At 54.6% G+C, this 16,445-nt stretch carries 15 protein-coding genes; 11 read left to right on the top strand and 4 right to left on the bottom strand.

Annotated elements, in window-relative coordinates; all coding sequences use genetic code 11:
• On the bottom strand, positions 1–1,326 hold the full coding sequence (locus tag A5774_RS06570; RefSeq protein WP_064833977.1) for a hypothetical protein: 1,326 nt from the start codon (positions 1,324–1,326) through the stop codon (positions 1–3).
• A 136-nt stretch (positions 1,327–1,462) separates the two neighbouring features.
• Here A5774_RS06570 and A5774_RS06565 point away from each other — a divergent pair, with 136 nt between their 5' ends.
• From A5774_RS06565 to A5774_RS06545, 5 genes are all read left to right on the top strand, one after another.
• Complete coding sequence (locus tag A5774_RS06565; RefSeq protein ID WP_027017660.1) at positions 1,463–3,283, top strand: ABC-F family ATP-binding cassette domain-containing protein; 1,821 nt, start codon at positions 1,463–1,465, stop codon at positions 3,281–3,283.
• A gap of 100 nt (positions 3,284–3,383) precedes the next feature.
• Positions 3,384–3,875, top strand: a complete 492-nt coding sequence (locus tag A5774_RS06560) for a hypothetical protein (protein ID WP_064833918.1) — start codon at positions 3,384–3,386, stop codon at positions 3,873–3,875.
• A gap of 63 nt (positions 3,876–3,938) precedes the next feature.
• Positions 3,939–4,262, top strand: coding sequence for a putative quinol monooxygenase (locus A5774_RS06555; RefSeq protein WP_023019748.1), 324 nt, complete (start codon positions 3,939–3,941; stop codon positions 4,260–4,262).
• Positions 4,263–4,399: 137 nt separating this feature from the next.
• Positions 4,400–5,461, top strand: coding sequence for an enoyl-CoA hydratase/isomerase family protein (locus A5774_RS06550; protein ID WP_231892368.1), 1,062 nt, complete (start codon positions 4,400–4,402; stop codon positions 5,459–5,461).
• Positions 5,445–6,188, top strand: a complete 744-nt coding sequence (locus A5774_RS06545) for a DUF1648 domain-containing protein (protein ID WP_064833914.1) — start codon at positions 5,445–5,447, stop codon at positions 6,186–6,188. Before A5774_RS06550 ends, A5774_RS06545 begins: the two co-directional genes overlap by 17 nt.
• A 101-nt stretch (positions 6,189–6,289) precedes the next feature.
• On the opposite strand, the gene glcB is transcribed toward A5774_RS06545, so the two are convergent.
• A complete protein-coding gene (gene glcB / locus A5774_RS06540) occupies positions 6,290–8,473 on the bottom strand; it encodes a malate synthase G (RefSeq protein ID WP_064833912.1) in 2,184 nt (727 codons plus the stop codon).
• A gap of 426 nt (positions 8,474–8,899) precedes the next feature.
• Here glcB and aceA point away from each other — a divergent pair, with 426 nt between their 5' ends.
• Both aceA and rraA read left to right on the top strand, forming a co-directional pair.
• Positions 8,900–10,192 carry an isocitrate lyase gene (aceA, locus tag A5774_RS06535; protein WP_021352777.1) on the top strand — a complete coding sequence of 431 codons (1,293 nt, stop codon included), beginning with the start codon at positions 8,900–8,902 and terminating at the stop codon, positions 10,190–10,192.
• A gap of 2 nt (positions 10,193–10,194) precedes the next feature.
• Positions 10,195–10,695, top strand: coding sequence for a ribonuclease E activity regulator RraA (gene rraA, locus A5774_RS06530; protein ID WP_027017664.1), 501 nt, complete (start codon positions 10,195–10,197; stop codon positions 10,693–10,695).
• 130 nt (positions 10,696–10,825) lie between these two features.
• Here rraA and A5774_RS06525 read toward each other — a convergent pair whose 3' ends face one another.
• Positions 10,826–12,019 (bottom strand): DUF6882 domain-containing protein, encoded by a 1,194-nt coding sequence (locus A5774_RS06525; RefSeq protein WP_064833910.1) that lies wholly within the window; start codon positions 12,017–12,019, stop codon positions 10,826–10,828.
• A 108-nt stretch (positions 12,020–12,127) separates the two neighbouring features.
• Here A5774_RS06525 and A5774_RS06520 point away from each other — a divergent pair, with 108 nt between their 5' ends.
• Positions 12,128–12,781, top strand: coding sequence for a hypothetical protein (locus tag A5774_RS06520; protein ID WP_064833975.1), 654 nt, complete (start codon positions 12,128–12,130; stop codon positions 12,779–12,781).
• A 21-nt stretch (positions 12,782–12,802) separates the two neighbouring features.
• Here A5774_RS06520 and A5774_RS06515 read toward each other — a convergent pair whose 3' ends face one another.
• Positions 12,803–13,174, bottom strand: coding sequence for a hypothetical protein (locus tag A5774_RS06515; protein ID WP_064833908.1), 372 nt, complete (start codon positions 13,172–13,174; stop codon positions 12,803–12,805).
• A 75-nt stretch (positions 13,175–13,249) separates the two neighbouring features.
• On the opposite strand from A5774_RS06515, the gene A5774_RS06510 reads away from it, so the two are divergent.
• The 3 genes from A5774_RS06510 (at position 13,250) to A5774_RS06500 (ending at position 16,428) form a co-directional block, all read left to right on the top strand.
• A complete protein-coding gene (locus A5774_RS06510) occupies positions 13,250–14,119 on the top strand; it encodes a patatin family protein (protein WP_064833906.1) in 870 nt (289 codons plus the stop codon).
• Between the two features lie 225 nt (positions 14,120–14,344).
• A complete protein-coding gene (locus A5774_RS06505) occupies positions 14,345–14,770 on the top strand; it encodes a hypothetical protein (RefSeq protein ID WP_064833904.1) in 426 nt (141 codons plus the stop codon).
• A gap of 77 nt (positions 14,771–14,847) precedes the next feature.
• Positions 14,848–16,428 (top strand): hypothetical protein, encoded by a 1,581-nt coding sequence (locus A5774_RS06500; protein WP_156519564.1) that lies wholly within the window; start codon positions 14,848–14,850, stop codon positions 16,426–16,428.
• Positions 16,429–16,445: the final 17 nt, after the last annotated feature.

Raw genomic sequence — 16,445 nt, 5'->3', positions numbered from 1 at the left:
TTAGCGGGCAATTCCCATTTCCACTGGCGCAAAGTCCAACTCGGTACGGGTGAGCACTTCGCCTTCCTGCAGATCCACCATCAGAAACTCTTTGTTTTCTGCGTCGGTGACGTAAGCGATATCGCCATCGACCTTCAGGATTGGGCCGGGCTGTTGCCACTCATCTTTTTCTTTCCATGGCTTGATAACTTCGATCCGGTCGGTGACTTTGCCGGATTCAACATCGATGATGTTCAAGTAGCCGTCGTAGGTCAAGACCACGCCATCGCCGTCAGCGGTGCGGCCCAGAGAACGGAACCAGTATGAATCCTCGAGTTCTACGGTCTTCATGGAGTAGTCGGTGGTGTCGATCAATACCACGGAGGTTGGGCGCTCAAGGTCAGCGTCTTCGTCAGTTTTGTTGTCGCCGAGGACAATCGGGGAGTCTTCGCTGCCCGCCAGATTACCGGAACGCTGATAGCCGTCTTTCGCGATGTCATTGGCGTCTACCTTGTGGAATTCTTGGGCTTCTACATCGAAGACAATAGGTCCATTGGTGCAGCCAAAGGCGACGTTGCCACCCTTTGCGACTGCTTCGCCGTGAATACCTGGGCAGTCGTCGGTGGATGCCAGAACTTCGTTGTCCAAGCTGCGATATTCGATGCGGTGGCGCTCGTCCTCGGTGCCTACCGTGGTTAGGTAGCTACCGTCTTTGAATGGGACCGCCACACCGTGGTGTGGATCCCCGGATTCTGCGGTTACGATATGCGCCGGACGCATGGTGTCGGTGCCGTCTTCGAGTTCGTCGTTATCGAAGATCGTGATTTCGCCGCTTCCGTCGTCGAAAAGCGCAGTCTTGCCGTCGTGCTGAACCACATGGCCCGGCTTGTCGGCCGGCAAAATGTTGTCAGTCAGCTCAGGGGATTTTTCGTAGTAATGGTTGTGGTCGCCGTGAGGCTGAGTCACAGCGCCGGTGTCGAAGATCGTAAAGCCATCTTTGCCGGAGACATAGAGGTGTCGAGTGTTGCCAGCCGGGTTCAGGCGGTGGAAACCGGAGATTTTTTCTTCATCCACGATTTCGCCGGTGGCTGGGTCGATCGTCGTCAAGCCCTTGTCATGGGAGAGTACGACGCGTTGTGGTAGGGAAGAGACTTCGGTCAGGTCAGCATCATCAGCGCCAGGAGCATCATGGTCGTGGCCCTCGTGATCATGATTGTGGTCATGAGCTTCTGAGGTGGCGGTGGTGGCTTCAGCGCTGGTGGTGTCCTCATTTGGGCTTGAGCATGCGGCCAACGCAAATGAGGTTGCTACGGCCATAGTGACTGTGGAAAATATGCGGCGTTTCATACAAATCACAGTAATGAAAATGAATTCGCCCTGCAAAAAGCTTCTTGGCAGCTGGCTGTGGACGATTGTGGCCCGCCTTGCGGGCTAGATAGTGCGCTGAGTGAATCGTGCGGTTCTACTTTAAGATGGAATCATTATGGTGAACCTGTTAAATGCAGAGAATATCTCGCAATCGTTTGGTCTGAAAACCCTTCTCGACGGTGTGTCGTTGGGTGTGCAATCGGGGCAGCGCATCGGTGTCGTCGGAGTGAATGGCGGCGGCAAAACCACGCTGCTGGAAGTACTCACAGGTTTAATAGAACCCGATGGTGGCCGAGTCTCGCGAAATTCGGATCTCCGGATGGCAGTGGTTACCCAACGTGCAGAGTTAGACCCGGAAGCAACGATTGGGCACACGGTGGTCGAGCCGTTGGGGCTAGATACGTACGAATGGGCGGCGAATGCAAAAGTCCGCGATGTTTTGGGCGGGCTAGGAGTAGCCCAGCTCGGGTTAGAAACCAAGGTTGGACAACTATCCGGCGGGGAAAAACGCCGGGTGAATTTGGCGGCGGCTCTCGTGCGCGATTTGGATTTGGTGGTGCTCGATGAGCCAACCAACCACTTAGATGTTGAAGGTGTGCAATGGCTGGCGGATCACCTATTGCATCGGAAAGTAGCCGTATTGGTGGTGACCCACGATCGCTGGTTTTTGGATACTGTAGCACAGCTGACCTGGGAAGTTCACGATGGAAAAGTCGACGTGTACGACGGCGGCTACAACGATTGGATTTTTGCTCGCGCGGAGCGTCAGCGGCAGGCCGAAGCTGCCGAACAGCGGCGACAGAATTTAGCACGTAAAGAATTGGCATGGTTACGTCGGGGTGCGCCGGCACGGACGTCGAAACCGAAATACCGCATTGCCGCTGCAGAAGCACTCATTAAAGATGTCCCACCGGTGCGCAATAGTGTCGAGCTGATGTCGTTTTCTAAACAGCGACTGGGCCGCAAGGTTATCGAGCTGGAGAATGCGCGCTTGGAAACCCCGGATGGGCATGTGCTTGTCGACGATCTGACCTGGCGCTTAGCCCCGGGGGAGCGCGTGGGCTTGGTCGGGGTGAACGGATCCGGCAAAACTACCCTGTTGCGAGCATTAGCTGGCGAGCATGAACTTAGCGCGGGGAAGCGCATCGAAGGCCAGACCGTGCGTCTGGGTTGGTTGCGTCAGGAACTTGATGATTTGGACCCGCAACGTCGCCTGTTGGATGCTGTTGAAGATGTAGCAACCTATGTACACATGGGCAAAAAAGAGTTATCGGCATCGCAACTGGCCGAACGCCTGGGGTTTAGCCCGAAGCGGCAACGTACCCCGGTTGGTGATTTATCTGGTGGTGAGCGCCGTCGTCTGCAACTTACTCGGGTATTAATGAGCGAGCCCAACGTCTTGCTGCTTGATGAGCCCACCAACGACCTTGATATTGATACCCTGCAGGAGCTCGAATCCCTGTTGGATGAGTGGCCGGGCACCCTGGTCGTGGTGTCGCACGACCGCTATCTTATTGAGCGCATTACTGATGCCGCCTATGCCTTGTTTGGTGACGGTAATTTGCAGCATCTGCCGGGCGGAATTGAACAGTATTTGCAGGTACGTCAATCTGCCCAGGATGCTGCTTCGAATGTAACCTTGGATCTAGGTTCTAGTAAGGCTACTGATTTTTCAGAGACAGAAAATAGTGGCGGTACAGGCATTTCTGCGCAGCAAGAACGCGAGATCACCAAAGCACTGCGAGCGCTGGAACGCAAGATGGACAAGCTGGAGAAAACAGAAGCCCAGATTGACGAGAAAATGGCTGTAGCAGCGGAAAAGGTTGATACGCAACGACTGACGGAGCTTAACGAACAAAAGGCAGAGGTTGTTGGGCGTCGAGAAGAATTAGAAGCCGAATGGATGGAGCTAGCTGATCAACTGGAGCCGAAATAATGTAGGTGTGCGGCAGGGCTAGCTCTGGGCGTCGGCGCATTTATCAAACACGCTGGGTGAAAGCCGCCGGTTAGGTGGCTGCTTATGTCACCATATAGGTATGGCTTTCTCCCGTAAATTTTTCACCGCGCTCGCAGCTACCACCGTGATCAGCGCAGGTATTCCTGCTGCTGCATCCGCACAACCGGCTTCTTCCGCACAGCCAAACCCGGTCTGGCCGACTCCAGAGGTATTGACGGCTGGGTCCTCGGCTGCCAGCGCTGGCGTAGCGTCCTGGAGTTTGGAACAGGCTACGAAGTTGCACTTGTTGGCTATGGGGCACCACCGAAATGAAGAAGCCCAGCGCATTGCCCAGGACTGGGCTAATCAGGCTGCGCGCGGGGAAGTGGAATTCCACGCCAATGTTGGTCGTGGTAATACTGCTCATGACCGTGGGACGGGCAATATCTACCGGCTGGCTCCGCATGAGGCTGCGCAGCGTATTGCCTGGTTGCTAAGCCCTACGAATCGCACTGCTGATGGCAAGGGATTTGGTGTTTCGGGCGTTGATGCGCACGGCAACGTGTACTTGGCGGAATTTTTCTTGCACTAAATGTGCGTAGCCACACGCTAGCGTTGTGTACGCATCAACTAAATTAAGCGTATAATCGAGAACATGATCTTGATTAACGTTTCTTACCAAGTAAAGCCAGAGTACGCCGAAAACTTCCTGGAAGAGGTTTCCTGGTTCACGGAAGCTACTCAGGCAGAAGAAAAGAACCTGTTCTTCGATTGGTACCGCGACCCTCAGGATGCCAACCACTTCATGCTGGTAGAAGGCTTCACCGATGATGGTGCGGAAGCACACGTTACCTCTGAGCACTTCCAGCGTGCAACCGAAGAGATGCCAAAGTACCTGGTTGAAACCCCGAAGATCATCAACACTTTGATCGAGGGTAAAACCGAGTGGGACGAAATGGCTGAATTTCAGGTCAAGTAGTTCCAGGTGAAACAGTCGTAGTGTAGCTTTCACGCTACGTGCTGTACCCGAGGGTTGTAGTACTAATCCTGGCTCCGTAGAGGAGCGGGAGTGCTGCAGCCCTCACTTTATTGCGTTAACTGTGCCACAATGGGGCTATGACTGATGGTGCTATGACCGATACACAGGATCGCCAAGTAATTACTTCTGTTTGCAATGGAACGGGAATTCTTGAACTCAACCGCCCGAAGGCGCTGAACTCCCTGAACTTGGAGATGGTGGAGATTATTCACCGGGCGCTGGATGCATGGGCGAAAGATGATTCGGTTACGCAAGTACTGATCTATTCCAATAACCCGAAAGGCTTTTGTGCCGGTGGTGATGTACGCGCGGCACGTGAACAAGGTCTCGCGGGCAATAAGACCGGTGTCGACGAGTTCTTCCGCAAAGAATATGCGCTTAACGACGCCATCGATAAGTTCCCGAAGCCATTCATTGCACTCATGGATGGGGTGGTCATGGGGGGTGGTACCGGTATTAGCGCTTTTGGCTCTCACCGTGTGGTGACCGAGAAAACTTTTGTTTCCATGCCAGAGATGCTCATCGGGTTTATTACAGATGTCGGCATGACATATTTTTTCCAGCGCATGGTCGGCTCGCGGGGTAAGGCGTCTCGGGCCTTGGCGCTGTACCTGGCGACGACCGCCTACCGCATGAAGGCCGCAGATCTGCTGTGGACTGGCTATGCTACCCACCAGATTGCCTCCGACGATGCCGATGCTTTCCGTGAAGCAGTTATCGAATCCGGATACGCGGCTGCGGTGGAAAAATATGCGAATACGAACCCGGATACCGCGCCGTTGGCCTCGCAGATTGAGGCCATCGAGGAAGTTTTTGCGCAGGATTCCTGGGCTAGGGTCGTCACAGCTTTGGAACAGTGTGCGGATAAAGCATTCGTCGCTGGCGTGAATGACACCTTGAAACATGCATCGCCGACTTCGCTGGTGGCAGCTGCGGAAATTTTCCGCGCAAACGCCCAGGTTGATTCGCTTGCCGACGCCTTGGATAACGAATACCGGGTTGGCGAATACTTGCGCGGCCGCCCTGATTTCGACGAAGGTGTGCGCTGTGTACTGGTCGATAAAGACGACGAACCGCAGTTCCAGCCGGATACAATTTCTGAGGTTCAGGAAGGTGAGATCCGTGAGCTCCTCCGGTAACAAACAGGATCTTCTTCCGAAGCCGAAATTTCAGTTCGGCTGGCACCTAGCGTGTATAGCAGCCATTTTTGCCGCGTTGGGGTTTATTTGGCTCAACTGGCATGCCATCCCGGACCCGATGCCCACGCATTTTAATGCTTCCGGGCACGCAGATGGCTTTACCAACAAATCATTTCCCGCCGCGATAGCTCACGTTGGCCTTGGGCCAGCGATTACTACGGCAGTGTGCGCGGGAGCTTGCGGCATTGTGGTGGGAATTGCGAACCAGACCAAAAATGGTTTGCAAGATAAACCAGAACGTTCGATTAATCGACAACGCCTACTCACGCAGTTAATGCAGCCCGTGTTGGGAAAGTTTAGTTTCGCGCTCGTGGTGGTGCTGTTGGTTAGCATTACCGCCGGATTGTTTGAATTTGGTTTCTTGGGTACCGGAGCACTGAGCGTGTGGTTGCTCATTGGTGCGATTATCGCAGTAGGCGTCGGCATTGTGCTGCGCAGTGCGCAGATCATGCAGGAATTGGATAAGCGCTATCCACCGGACGATCCCCGAGACAAGCTCAAGTATGGAATGTTTTATCACAACCCGGATAACCCGAGGCTATGGGTAGAGCTGGAGTCAGGGATGAATTTCACCCTGAACTTCGCGCACCGCACTGCCTGGTGGATCGCCGGAATTTTTATTGTGTTGATTCTGTCGATGGTGGCGCTGCCGATAATTTTGGCCTAGCCCCTGAATTTTGCTACAGGGACTAGGCCATGTGGAACTCGTGTACGTGTACCACTGCGCTGTTTCAGTGCTTAAGCACACCAGGACGAATCGGTGAATTGTTAAGCGTTTTTCGCTTTGAACTCACGACGACGAGCATGCAGGATCGGCTCAGTGTATCCGGACGGGGACTCGGTGCCCTTGAAAATCAGGTCGCGAGCCGCCTGGAACGCCACCGACTCGTCGAAGTTCGGAGCCATATTGCGGTAGGCATCGTCGCCAGCGTTTTGCTTGTCGACGACTTCCGCCATCTTCTGCAGCTCCTGTTCGACGAAGTCTTTGCTGACGACGCCATGCTCAATCCAGTTAGCCAGCAGCTGTGAGGAAATACGCAGGGTAGCGCGGTCTTCCATCAGGGATACGTCGTAAAGATCTGGGACCTTGGAACAACCGACACCTTGTTCTACCCAACGGACCACGTAGCCCAGGATGGACTGACAGTTGTTGTCGACTTCTTCCTTCTTCACCTCATCGGACCAGTCTGGGTTTTCAGCAACCGGGACGGTCAAGAGGTTGTGGAAGTTGTCGCGCTCGCCGGCCTTGCGGAACTCTTCCTGCATCTGCGGAACGTTGACGTGGTGGTAATGAGTGGCGTGCAAAGTTGCGCCGGTAGGGGACGGCACCCAGGCGGTCGATGCGCCTTCTTTCAACTGCCCGATCTTCTTGTCCAGCATGTCTGCCATCAACTCGGTCATGGCCCACATGCCTTTACCGATTTGTGCCTTACCAGGCAGCCCCAGTGTGATACCGGTGTCGACGTTGATGTCTTCGTAAGCTTGCTTCCATGGTGCGGTCTGCATATCAGCCTTGCGCACCATCGGTCCAGCTTGCATGGAGGTGTGGATCTCATCACCGGTGCGATCCAGGAATCCAGTGTTGATGAAGGCAACGCGCTCGCTGACCGCGGTGATCGCAGCAGCCAGGTTGGCCGAGGTACGACGTTCTTCGTCCATAACGCCGACCTTCAAGGTGTTTTTCTCCAGGCCCAGCAGCTTTTCCACCGAAGCGAACAAATCGTTGGTGAACGCTACCTCGGAAGAACCGTGCTGCTTTGGCTTCACGATGTAGATCGATCCCGCACGGGAATTCTTCCGAGGGTTATCCGATTGCAATCCTGGGATAGCGCAGGCGCTGGTCAAAACAGCGTCCATGATGCCTTCGAAAATTTCCTCGCCGTCGACCAGGATCGCAGGGTTGGTCATCAGGTGACCGACGTTGCGCACTAGCAGCAGGGCGCGACCGTGCAGGGTCTGCTCGGTGCCAGAAAGATCCGTGTAAGTGCGGTCGTCGTTGAGCTTACGGGTGATGGTCTGGCCGCCCTTTTCCAGCTCTTCTTTCAGCTCACCGGTGTTCAGTCCGAACCAGTTGTGGTAGCCCAGGGTCTTGTCTTCACCATCGACGGCGGCAACGGAGTCTTCGAAGTCCACGATGGTGGAGGTGGCTGATTCTAGAATGACGTCTGACACCCCAGCCTTATCGGTCTTGCCGACGGGATGTTCTGGGGTGATCTGGATCAGGATGTGCAGGCCGTTGTTGCGCAGCACCACCTCGGATGGTGCGGATTTCTCGCCATTGAAACCGACGAGCTGTTCGGCATTGGCTAGGCCGGTGGTGGAGCCATTCACGGTGACTGCCAGCTTGTCGCCGTCGATGGCATAAGATTCGGCATCGGCATGCGAACCTTGTTCCAGGGGAGCGACCTCGTCCAGGAAGTTGCGAGCCCAGGCGATGACCTTGTCACCGCGGACAGGGTTATAGGAATCACCTGGCTCTGCTCCGCCTTCTTCCGAGATAGCGTCTGTGCCGTACAAGGCGTCGTACAGCGAGCCCCAACGCGCATTAGCTGCGTTCAGTGCAAATCGTGCGTTGAGAACTGGAACGACGAGCTGTGGGCCAGCGACTTCGGCGATTTCGGAGTCCAGGTTGGCGGTAGTGACATCAGCCAGTGCTGGCTTGTCTTCCAGGTAACCGATCTCGCGCAGATACTTCTCGTGTTCTGCAGGATCTGGCTGGCCTGGGTTGGTACGGAAGTGCTCGTCGAGAGTCTTTTGCAGCTCGTCGCGGCGGGCCAGCAGTTCCTTGTTGCGCGGGGTGTGGGTACGGATGATGTCTGCAAAACCATTCCAGAATTTGTCGGCGTCGATGCCGATACGTGGCAGCACGGTGCCGTTGACGAATTCGTAGAGGGCGTTGTCGACGTTGAGGCCTGCAACCTCTGTGCGTGGGGTGGTGTCTTCGTTAGTCATAAAACTCCTTCTAATCCTCGCGGTCAGACCCTCAGGGGAGTACGTGATCTGTGTGAGTGGACACTCACGATGGGCGTTCACTGTGCCCCGGGGCATGAGACCACAATAAGTGAATTGCCTCACTGTGTGTAGTGCGGTTCCGGAAATGCGTAAATTCACCCCTGTTCGACTATCGAAAATAACTTAAGAAAACAGTCCGATCGTACTGTTTTAACAGTATGTCCGTACTGTTTGACTGTGGTATTCGTGCACCGCATAGGGGTTTTTGTTCTGCGGGTGCTGTTCAGTGGGTATTTTCATCTCGAAAACTTATGTGAATTCTGACACTACCCCCGTCGGCTGTAGGCCACATGCAATTCTTGACGTGATCGGATTCATGACTCATGATGTGAATCACCTCATAAGCCAACGAGAAAGGGAGTTGCGATGACTACTACCGGTCAAGCACGTACCGCCGCAGAAATCCAAAAAGATTGGGATGAAAACCCTCGCTGGGCCAACGTCACCCGTGATTACACGGCAGAAAAGGTAGCCGAGCTGCAAGGCAATGTCGTCGAAGAGCACACCCTGGCACGCCGCGGCTCTGAGATCCTGTGGGACGAGGTCTCGAAGGGCGATGGACATTACATCAACGCCTTAGGTGCCCTGACCGGTAACCAGGCTGTACAGCAGGTCCGCGGTGGTCTGAAGGCCGTGTACCTGTCCGGCTGGCAGGTTGCTGGTGATGCCAACTTGGCTGGCCACACCTACCCAGATCAGTCGCTGTACCCAGCGAACTCCGTTCCGCAGGTGGTTCGCCGCATCAACAACGCACTGCTGCGTGCCGACGAGATCGCTCGTGTCGAAGGCGATGACTCCATCGACAACTGGTTGGTTCCTATCGTTGCCGATGGTGAAGCCGGATTCGGTGGTGCACTGAACGTATACGAGCTGCAGAAGGCCATGATCAACGCCGGTGCTGCAGGTACTCACTGGGAAGACCAGCTGGCTTCCGAAAAGAAATGTGGCCACCTGGGCGGTAAGGTTTTGATCCCTACCCAGCAGCACATCCGCACCCTGTCGTCTGCACGTCTGGCTGCCGACGTTGCTGGTGTTCCAACCGTCGTTATTGCACGTACCGACGCAGAAGCTGCAACCCTGATCACCTCGGACGTTGACGAGCGCGACAAGCCATTCATCGAAGGTGACCGTACGGCAGAAGGCTACTACCACGTACGCCCAGGTATCGAGCCTTGTATCGCACGTGCAAAGTCCTATGCGCCGTACTCCGACCTGATCTGGATGGAAACCGGTGTCCCAGACCTGGAAGCCGCGAAGCAGTTTGCCGAGGCCGTCAAGGCTGAATTCCCAGACCAGAAACTGGCTTATAACTGCTCGCCATCGTTTAACTGGTCCAAGCACCTGGACGACGAGACCATCGCGAAGTTCCAGAAAGAACTGGGTGCCATGGGCTTTACCTTCCAGTTCATTACCCTGGCAGGTTTCCACTCCCTGAACTATGGCATGTTCGACCTGGCACACGGTTACGCACGCAACGGCATGACCTCGTTCGTCGAGCTGCAGAATAAGGAATTCGCTGCAGCAAAAGAGCGCGGCTTCACCGCCGTCAAGCACCAGCGTGAGGTCGGTGCCGGTTACTTCGACAACATCGCCACCACCGTCGACCCAACGTCGTCGACCACCGCATTGAAGGGTTCCACTGAGGAAGGCCAGTTCTAATCATGGCGATCCAATTCGTTCCCACCGCCGATATCGGAGATATCCACGGTGAACAGCTACGCAGCTGCGACAAGCAGTTCACCAACTACGGAGGAAAAACCGACTTTTGCGGCAAGATTTCCACCATCCAGGCAATTCAACATAATGCCTTGGTGAAAGAAATCTTGAACCAACCGAACGAAGGCGGAGTCTTGGTCATCGATGCCCAAGAAAATCTGCATACCGCTATGGTCGGCGACATGATCGCTGGCGCAGGCGTGGATAACGGCTGGGCTGGGATCATCGTTAATGGAGCCATCCGGGATTCCCAAGAAATCGGCACTATGAATATTGGTGTCAAGGCTTTGGGGACCAACCCGCGCAAATCCGCGAAAGATAAGGTTGGCAAAGTCGATATCACCGTGCAATTTGGTGGCATTGAATTTGTCCCTGGACAGTATGTTTATGCCGATGCGGATGGCATCGTCGTGAGTGAAACGCCAGTAGAAGCGAAAGAGAGCTAGATTTTTCTAGCATGCGGTGGCCGGTTGGTGCTGCGCTTAGCGGCACCACTGAGCTCACCCACCCGCAACCCGGATACAAGCCCGGAAGCTAGCAAGTGTGAGAGTTAGCTTCCGGGCTTGCGTCATGAGTCTAGGAAGAAAAGACCAAAACACCCGTGGTTTTCTTATCGAGTTGGTCTATCTTATGGCCAAAACACTCTGTGATAGGTGCGCATGCTGTGACAAGAGCGGCGATAGCCTGGGCATGTTCTGTGCTTCGCTCGCTGCAAGTGTCGGCGAGATTGGTATAGGAGACTTCGGTTTCAAACGCTAAGCAGCTACGCATCCGTCGAATATCAATATGTGGTCGGACAAAATCTATGACTCCATTCTGGATCCCGAAGTCTAAGAGCTTTCGGCTTTCTTGTGCACCAGGCGTGTTCGCGAGCATGGGATCGGCCCATGCCCACGTCCACGTATCACCACTCACAGTGGCAAGAGCCCAGCAGTCAACGGCCGCGTTGGTGCTTCGTTCGTCGTCGGAATGCTGGCGGATAAACTGGCGTCCGTCGTGGATAAGTTTGTCAATGGTCGGCTCCGGCGGCATGCTTGTCTCGTCCGAATCAAGCTGCTTCGTAATCTTCGAGGTCTTCGTAATCTTCGAGGCCACATCGACAGCAACACCGTTTCGCACGGTAATGGTTATCTGGTTGTCACCGGAACCGATGGTGACAGTCGGCGAATCGGTATAAAAATCAAGACCGCGTACCACTGCAAAGCCTTTCAGTGCACGCATAACGTCGTAGTTGTTGGGCAACTTCGCTAAACCATGCGTCAGTGCTAGTGGAACTGGACCTTCCTCGGCAAAATCTCTAATCATCACGACAGCACAGCACTGGGTCTCGTCCTTACGTGAAGATGCAGTAAGGGGAACCAATACCGCTGGAATATTACGAAATAGCGTGCGCCCCGCAGCTAGGAGCTCATCGCTTGCGACCTGTGGATTCTGCGGATCCAATTCTGCGATCCCTGGAAAATCAACGACGGCAGCAGTCTGCCAATACCAAGCATCATCGGCGATGGTCGCGACCCAAGTACCTGCTAGCTCCACTTGCTGCTGTATGTTGCTGCTTGCAAACGATACCGTCACTGCCCGGTCCCAGCCGTCGGCAAGTGCTTTCTGGTTGGTCGGGTTTTTGGTTTCCGTGCCGTGGGGTTCCTGGTGCAAGGTGAGCTGCACACGGCTGATCTCGCCAAAACGAGCATGGAATAGCGCCAGACAATCGGCTTGCGCCAGGAAGCCATCGGTCGCGATATCGGTGACGGTGCGCGGGGCAGAAAGCATAGCATTGAGTTTACAAGCCAGTCCCTGATCGGCTGTCTCACCCGGGGCTGGATCTATCAGGCTGGATCTATCGGTGAGCTGCCAGCCGCGCACGGTAAAGTGTCCACCATGCTTTACTCCGTCAGCTACGCCTTCATGGACTCGATCAATGTCTTGTCCATCGCAGTGATCGTTGCCCTGGGCGTGCTACTGCCAGCTGGAATGTATAAAAAGGTTACCCCGCTATTAGTGGCGGGCAATTGGTCTGGGGTTTTTGCGCTGGCTTTGCTGGTGACCGTCGTACTTTCTGGCTTCGGCGAATTGATGCAGAAAATCCTGGATTCTGCGGCCTTCGGCCTGACATTGATGGCCGTCGGTGTGATCACCTTGCTGGGTACGTGGATTTCGAAGGGAAAGCCGTCGGCGGTGGTAGGGCGTTTGCTCGGCGGGCTGCAGCGGCCGTCCCCGATGACATTTTGGACTGGCTTTGGTCTTGGCGTAGTGCAATCGGCTACTTCCGCGCCGTTTTTCGCAGGGCTAATCGTGCTGGCCGCCTTGCACCCTGCACCAGCGACTCTTGGGGCAGGCGTGGTGTTATATGCCAGCATCGCACTGTCGCTGCCGATTATCGCCGCTTTGCTCGTCGGTTGGGTTCGCATTGCTCCGAATTCACCTATTGGGCGGCTGTTTACTAAGGCATCACACAACACTGAGCTCTTGAGCAAGGTGGCAGGCTACAGCGTGGGCGTGCTGTTAATCGTGCTCGGCGCACTCGGGGTCTAAGCGCTCGTATATGTTCGTTTATTATTCAATAATTATGCCGACGCGTTCGGTCAGTTCCAGTTCACATGGCTTGGGTGCCAAGCGCTGGGTGATTGCAGAACGGAGTGCGGGGCTTAGCGGAAGCAGCCAACCATTGTTCGGATCGTGTACCGGCAGATCATCAGTTCTCGTCGGCACCAGTACAATCTGCGCGTTGGGTCCTGTAACCACCGCGGCGTGATTATTGTCGGCGGCGTCCAGAATAATGCTTGCTACCTGCACCGATCCTGTGATGATCACCATTTCTTCTGCCGTGTGCACTGCCAGCTTGTCGACGCCTACGTGGCGTGCAGTATCCGGAAGTTGGGTGAGAGCGGGCTTAGCAGAACCGCGTAGCAGGTCGAATAGTCCCATGCGGTCATTCTAACCGGTTAACGGTGAATCACTTTTAGTCACAATTTCACGAGCTCGCGACTATTATGGGCAAAGATGATCGACGCACGAGATACAGCTTTAGTGATTGAAGGCGGGGGAATGCGTAATTCCTATACCGCCGCCAGCATTGTGCACCTGCTGGAAAAGCACGTGCAATTTGGCTGGGTCGGTGGAGTATCTGCTGGTGCCTCACACACCGTGAATTTCCTTTCTGGTGATAAAGAACGCGCCCGCAGTTCGTTCACGGATTTTGCGAATAACCCCTCGTTTGGTGGGTTGAGTCATTTCTTGCGCGGTCGGGGATATTTCAATGCAGAGTTTATCTACGAAAAAGCCGCCGACAAAGATCTCCCGTTTGACTGGAAAACGTTCACGGAATCGTCGGCACAAGTCTGCATCAGTGCCACGCGTGCCGATACCGGAGAGACCGTCAACTGGGGCCGGGAGGACATGCCAAGCTTGCCGGATCTGATGATGCGCGTACGCGCCTCATCCACACTGCCGCTGATCATGCCGATGCGCCTGATTGATGATGTGCCGTTTGTCGATGGTGCATTGGGAGATTCCGGTGGTGTTGTGGTCAATGAGGCCGAGCAAGCTGGTTTTAGAAAGATTCTTTTCTTGGCGACGAAGCCCCGCGATTATGTGCGCCCAGCCACGCAGCGTGAGGGCTTTTTGCGTCGAGCATTTTTTAAACACCCAGCTGTGGCCAAGGCCATGATTGAACGGCCGGATAAATACAATGCCGCGAAAGATCGCCTGCTTACGTTGGAGAAACAAGGCCGTGCGCAATTGTTCTTTCCGACGGATTTGTCCGTGGAATCAACGGAACGCGATGCCGAAAAGCTGCTGCACAGCTACCGGATGGGCCAGATCCAAACGGAAAAAGAATGGCCGCAATGGGAAGAATTCCTGACCGGTTAAAGGAAAACGAATTTAATCTCAGAATTATCTGAATTATCTTCCACGACTACATTGTTCCGGTATCGTTCCGGTTTTGTTCCTAAGCATTTGCCCTCGGTGTGGGGGGGGGATCATAAAGGTGCGTCTAGGTATTGTTAGGTAGTGCTATGTAAAATAGCAGCTGTATGAACCGCTTCACTGGTGAAGCATGAAATGTTCGATCACATAACTAGACAAGGAGTATTCATGAAGAAAATGTTCACCGCAAGCTTGGCTGTTCTCACGCTGGCAGGCCTGGGAAGCAGCGGGGTTGCTCAAGCGACGCCTGTTCAGAAACAACTGGTGCAATCGTCGTCGGCTCAGGACAATTCAGTGGTGAATCAGCTCAGCTCGGCGCTGTCTATTGGCAGCTCCGTGCTCTGGAACGACCCGAGCGGTAATCAGCCAAGCAACTTCCGCGCATTGGTGGCGTTTCTTAAGAACGTGGATAACAAATATTACAATGCCTTAAATTATGGTCTAACAACCCCGCAGCAGGCTGCGGATTGTCGTGCCCGCTTTGATGGTAAGCCAGGTGAGCCACGTCTGAGCATTTATGTCCCCCAGGATTGTTCCAAGGTTGAGGTCACTCAAGACGATTACGATCAGGCTCTGCGCGCCATCGGATTCTGATTACCGTGAGTTGGTGACTTCCTGGCCCTGTCCGGTAAAAACGACCGGAACCCACCGTGCCGGTAGAATTGTCTGTCATGCGTTCGAGTATTTTAGCTTTGTTGACAGGTACTACTTTGTTGCTCGTGGCCTGTTCGGCTCCGTCTGATGACGACGCGCGGAAGGCAGCGCCAGAACAGGCAACAACGGGGCAGAATACGGCTGCAGAAACTACTACGGCCACGGAAAAAACAACTGCCACCACCTATGAATTTGCGCTGGAGGATTATCAGGTTTCTCCAGACATAGATTTACCCGTCCGCGGCAGCGTGACAACGGCGGGGCATAGCAATGCTCCGCTGGTGGTAGTGAATCATTTGCGCACGTTTAATTGCGCTGATGATACTTTCGCCTACCCGTGCCCAGATGGGGTAGATGAGGTACGTGCAGATCGCGGAATGCACTATTTGGCAGAGGATCTCGCAGAGGCCGGATACACCGTCGTCGTTCCTGACTTAGGCCCGTTGTGGGCGCCAGAAAGCCCCACGCAACCATACGACCAGGTGGAAGCCTGGGCGGGTGTGGTCAGTGCCATTCGTACAGAACTAGAGGCGGCGAACCAGGGCCAGTCGCAGCACTTAGACGACAGCCTTGTGGGCATGACGGATCTTTCTCGCACTGGTGTGTTTATGCACTCGCGTTCTGCATTGCTAGGAAATAAGGCTGCAGAAATGTGGCCTGAGATATCTTTGGCCAGCTATGGCGGGTTCTACCATGTGCCAGAATTTCCAGAAGATAATTTTTCCCCAGCTCCCGCCGATGTGCCTACTTTGACCATCGATGGGCAAGCAGATGGGGATACTTCCCAGGCCGCAGCTGACTGGTTGCCGGAATACGTGGGGCAAGACAGAAACACGGCAGCCTTAAACGTTATTGTGTCGGGGCTTGGGCACAACTATATTAACCGCGTTTTATCCAAGCGGGAATTCGACGACCGCATCGATGATGGCGAAATTAGCGACATTGGTGCCACAGAGCATGAGGAATTTTTAGCAGAAGCTCTCCGGCTTTGGTTTGATCAAACTCTCCGTGGCCAAGACGGGCCGTATCCATTGCAGGCTGATGACGAGCTACCGAGTGAGCTCGCAGGCAGAGAAGCGAGTGTGTATGCTGCCACCTCGGCCGCTGCAGAGCAATGGATTGCTTCAGAGCCAGAAGCGCAACTGCCAGGGAGTGAGGCCGAGTTCTGTCGGATTTATCCCTCTATGAACCCGGTGCAGTATGACGACCGCTGCGATTTCGTGGACCTGGGAATCGTCAATTCCGCTTCTGTCAATGCCCGCGTACAATTGACTAAATCCCCCGCGGTGGTTCCGGTGAGTTCTGCAGGCGCGGAAGCGCTGAGCATGCACATGATGCCTACTGGCAGCCGGGAAGACGGCAAGAAAGAAACCAAGCTGGAAATTACGGCGATCATGGACGATGGTTCCCGCCAGCCAGTCCCAGTGCCGACACCCAACCCGGTACTGAAAGATGCCACCACGGAAACCAGCAACGGTGAATACTGGATACGCACCTTAAGGATTAGCTTGCCGGAAACAGTAAAGAACCGCCCGGTTAGCCAATTGGAAATCACTGGTGATGGCAGTATCGACTTGCGGGCGGTCGAGCTATACTAGTCGACTTATACGCAGCG

The organism is Corynebacterium sp. EPI-003-04-2554_SCH2473622 (assembly GCF_001665955.1).
In the GTDB taxonomy this organism is placed as follows: Bacteria; Actinomycetota; Actinomycetes; order Mycobacteriales; family Mycobacteriaceae; genus Corynebacterium; species Corynebacterium pseudodiphtheriticum.
Note: the sequence above shows the minus strand (reverse complement) of the source record. Positions and strands in the feature narration are given on the sequence as shown.

What these genes read in the sequence shown, in the direction of transcription:
- A5774_RS06515 (WP_064833908.1), bottom strand. Translation starts at nt 13,174, where the DNA reads ATGGGACTATTCGACCTGCTACGCGGTTCTGCTAAGCCCGCTCTCACC.
- A5774_RS06500 (WP_156519564.1), top strand. Translation starts at nt 14,848, where the DNA reads ATGCGTTCGAGTATTTTAGCTTTGTTGACAGGTACTACTTTGTTGCTC.
- aceA (WP_021352777.1), top strand. Translation starts at nt 8,900, where the DNA reads ATGACTACTACCGGTCAAGCACGTACCGCCGCAGAAATCCAAAAAGAT.
- A5774_RS06525 (WP_064833910.1), bottom strand. Translation starts at nt 12,019, where the DNA reads ATGCTTTCTGCCCCGCGCACCGTCACCGATATCGCGACCGATGGCTTC.
- glcB (WP_064833912.1), bottom strand. Translation starts at nt 8,473, where the DNA reads ATGACTAACGAAGACACCACCCCACGCACAGAGGTTGCAGGCCTCAAC.
- A5774_RS06550 (WP_231892368.1), top strand. Translation starts at nt 4,400, where the DNA reads ATGACTGATGGTGCTATGACCGATACACAGGATCGCCAAGTAATTACT.
- A5774_RS06555 (WP_023019748.1), top strand. Translation starts at nt 3,939, where the DNA reads ATGATCTTGATTAACGTTTCTTACCAAGTAAAGCCAGAGTACGCCGAA.
- rraA (WP_027017664.1), top strand. Translation starts at nt 10,195, where the DNA reads ATGGCGATCCAATTCGTTCCCACCGCCGATATCGGAGATATCCACGGT.
- A5774_RS06570 (WP_064833977.1), bottom strand. Translation starts at nt 1,326, where the DNA reads ATGAAACGCCGCATATTTTCCACAGTCACTATGGCCGTAGCAACCTCA.
- A5774_RS06510 (WP_064833906.1), top strand. Translation starts at nt 13,250, where the DNA reads ATGATCGACGCACGAGATACAGCTTTAGTGATTGAAGGCGGGGGAATG.
- A5774_RS06520 (WP_064833975.1), top strand. Translation starts at nt 12,128, where the DNA reads ATGCTTTACTCCGTCAGCTACGCCTTCATGGACTCGATCAATGTCTTG.
- A5774_RS06565 (WP_027017660.1), top strand. Translation starts at nt 1,463, where the DNA reads ATGGTGAACCTGTTAAATGCAGAGAATATCTCGCAATCGTTTGGTCTG.
- A5774_RS06560 (WP_064833918.1), top strand. Translation starts at nt 3,384, where the DNA reads ATGGCTTTCTCCCGTAAATTTTTCACCGCGCTCGCAGCTACCACCGTG.
- A5774_RS06505 (WP_064833904.1), top strand. Translation starts at nt 14,345, where the DNA reads ATGAAGAAAATGTTCACCGCAAGCTTGGCTGTTCTCACGCTGGCAGGC.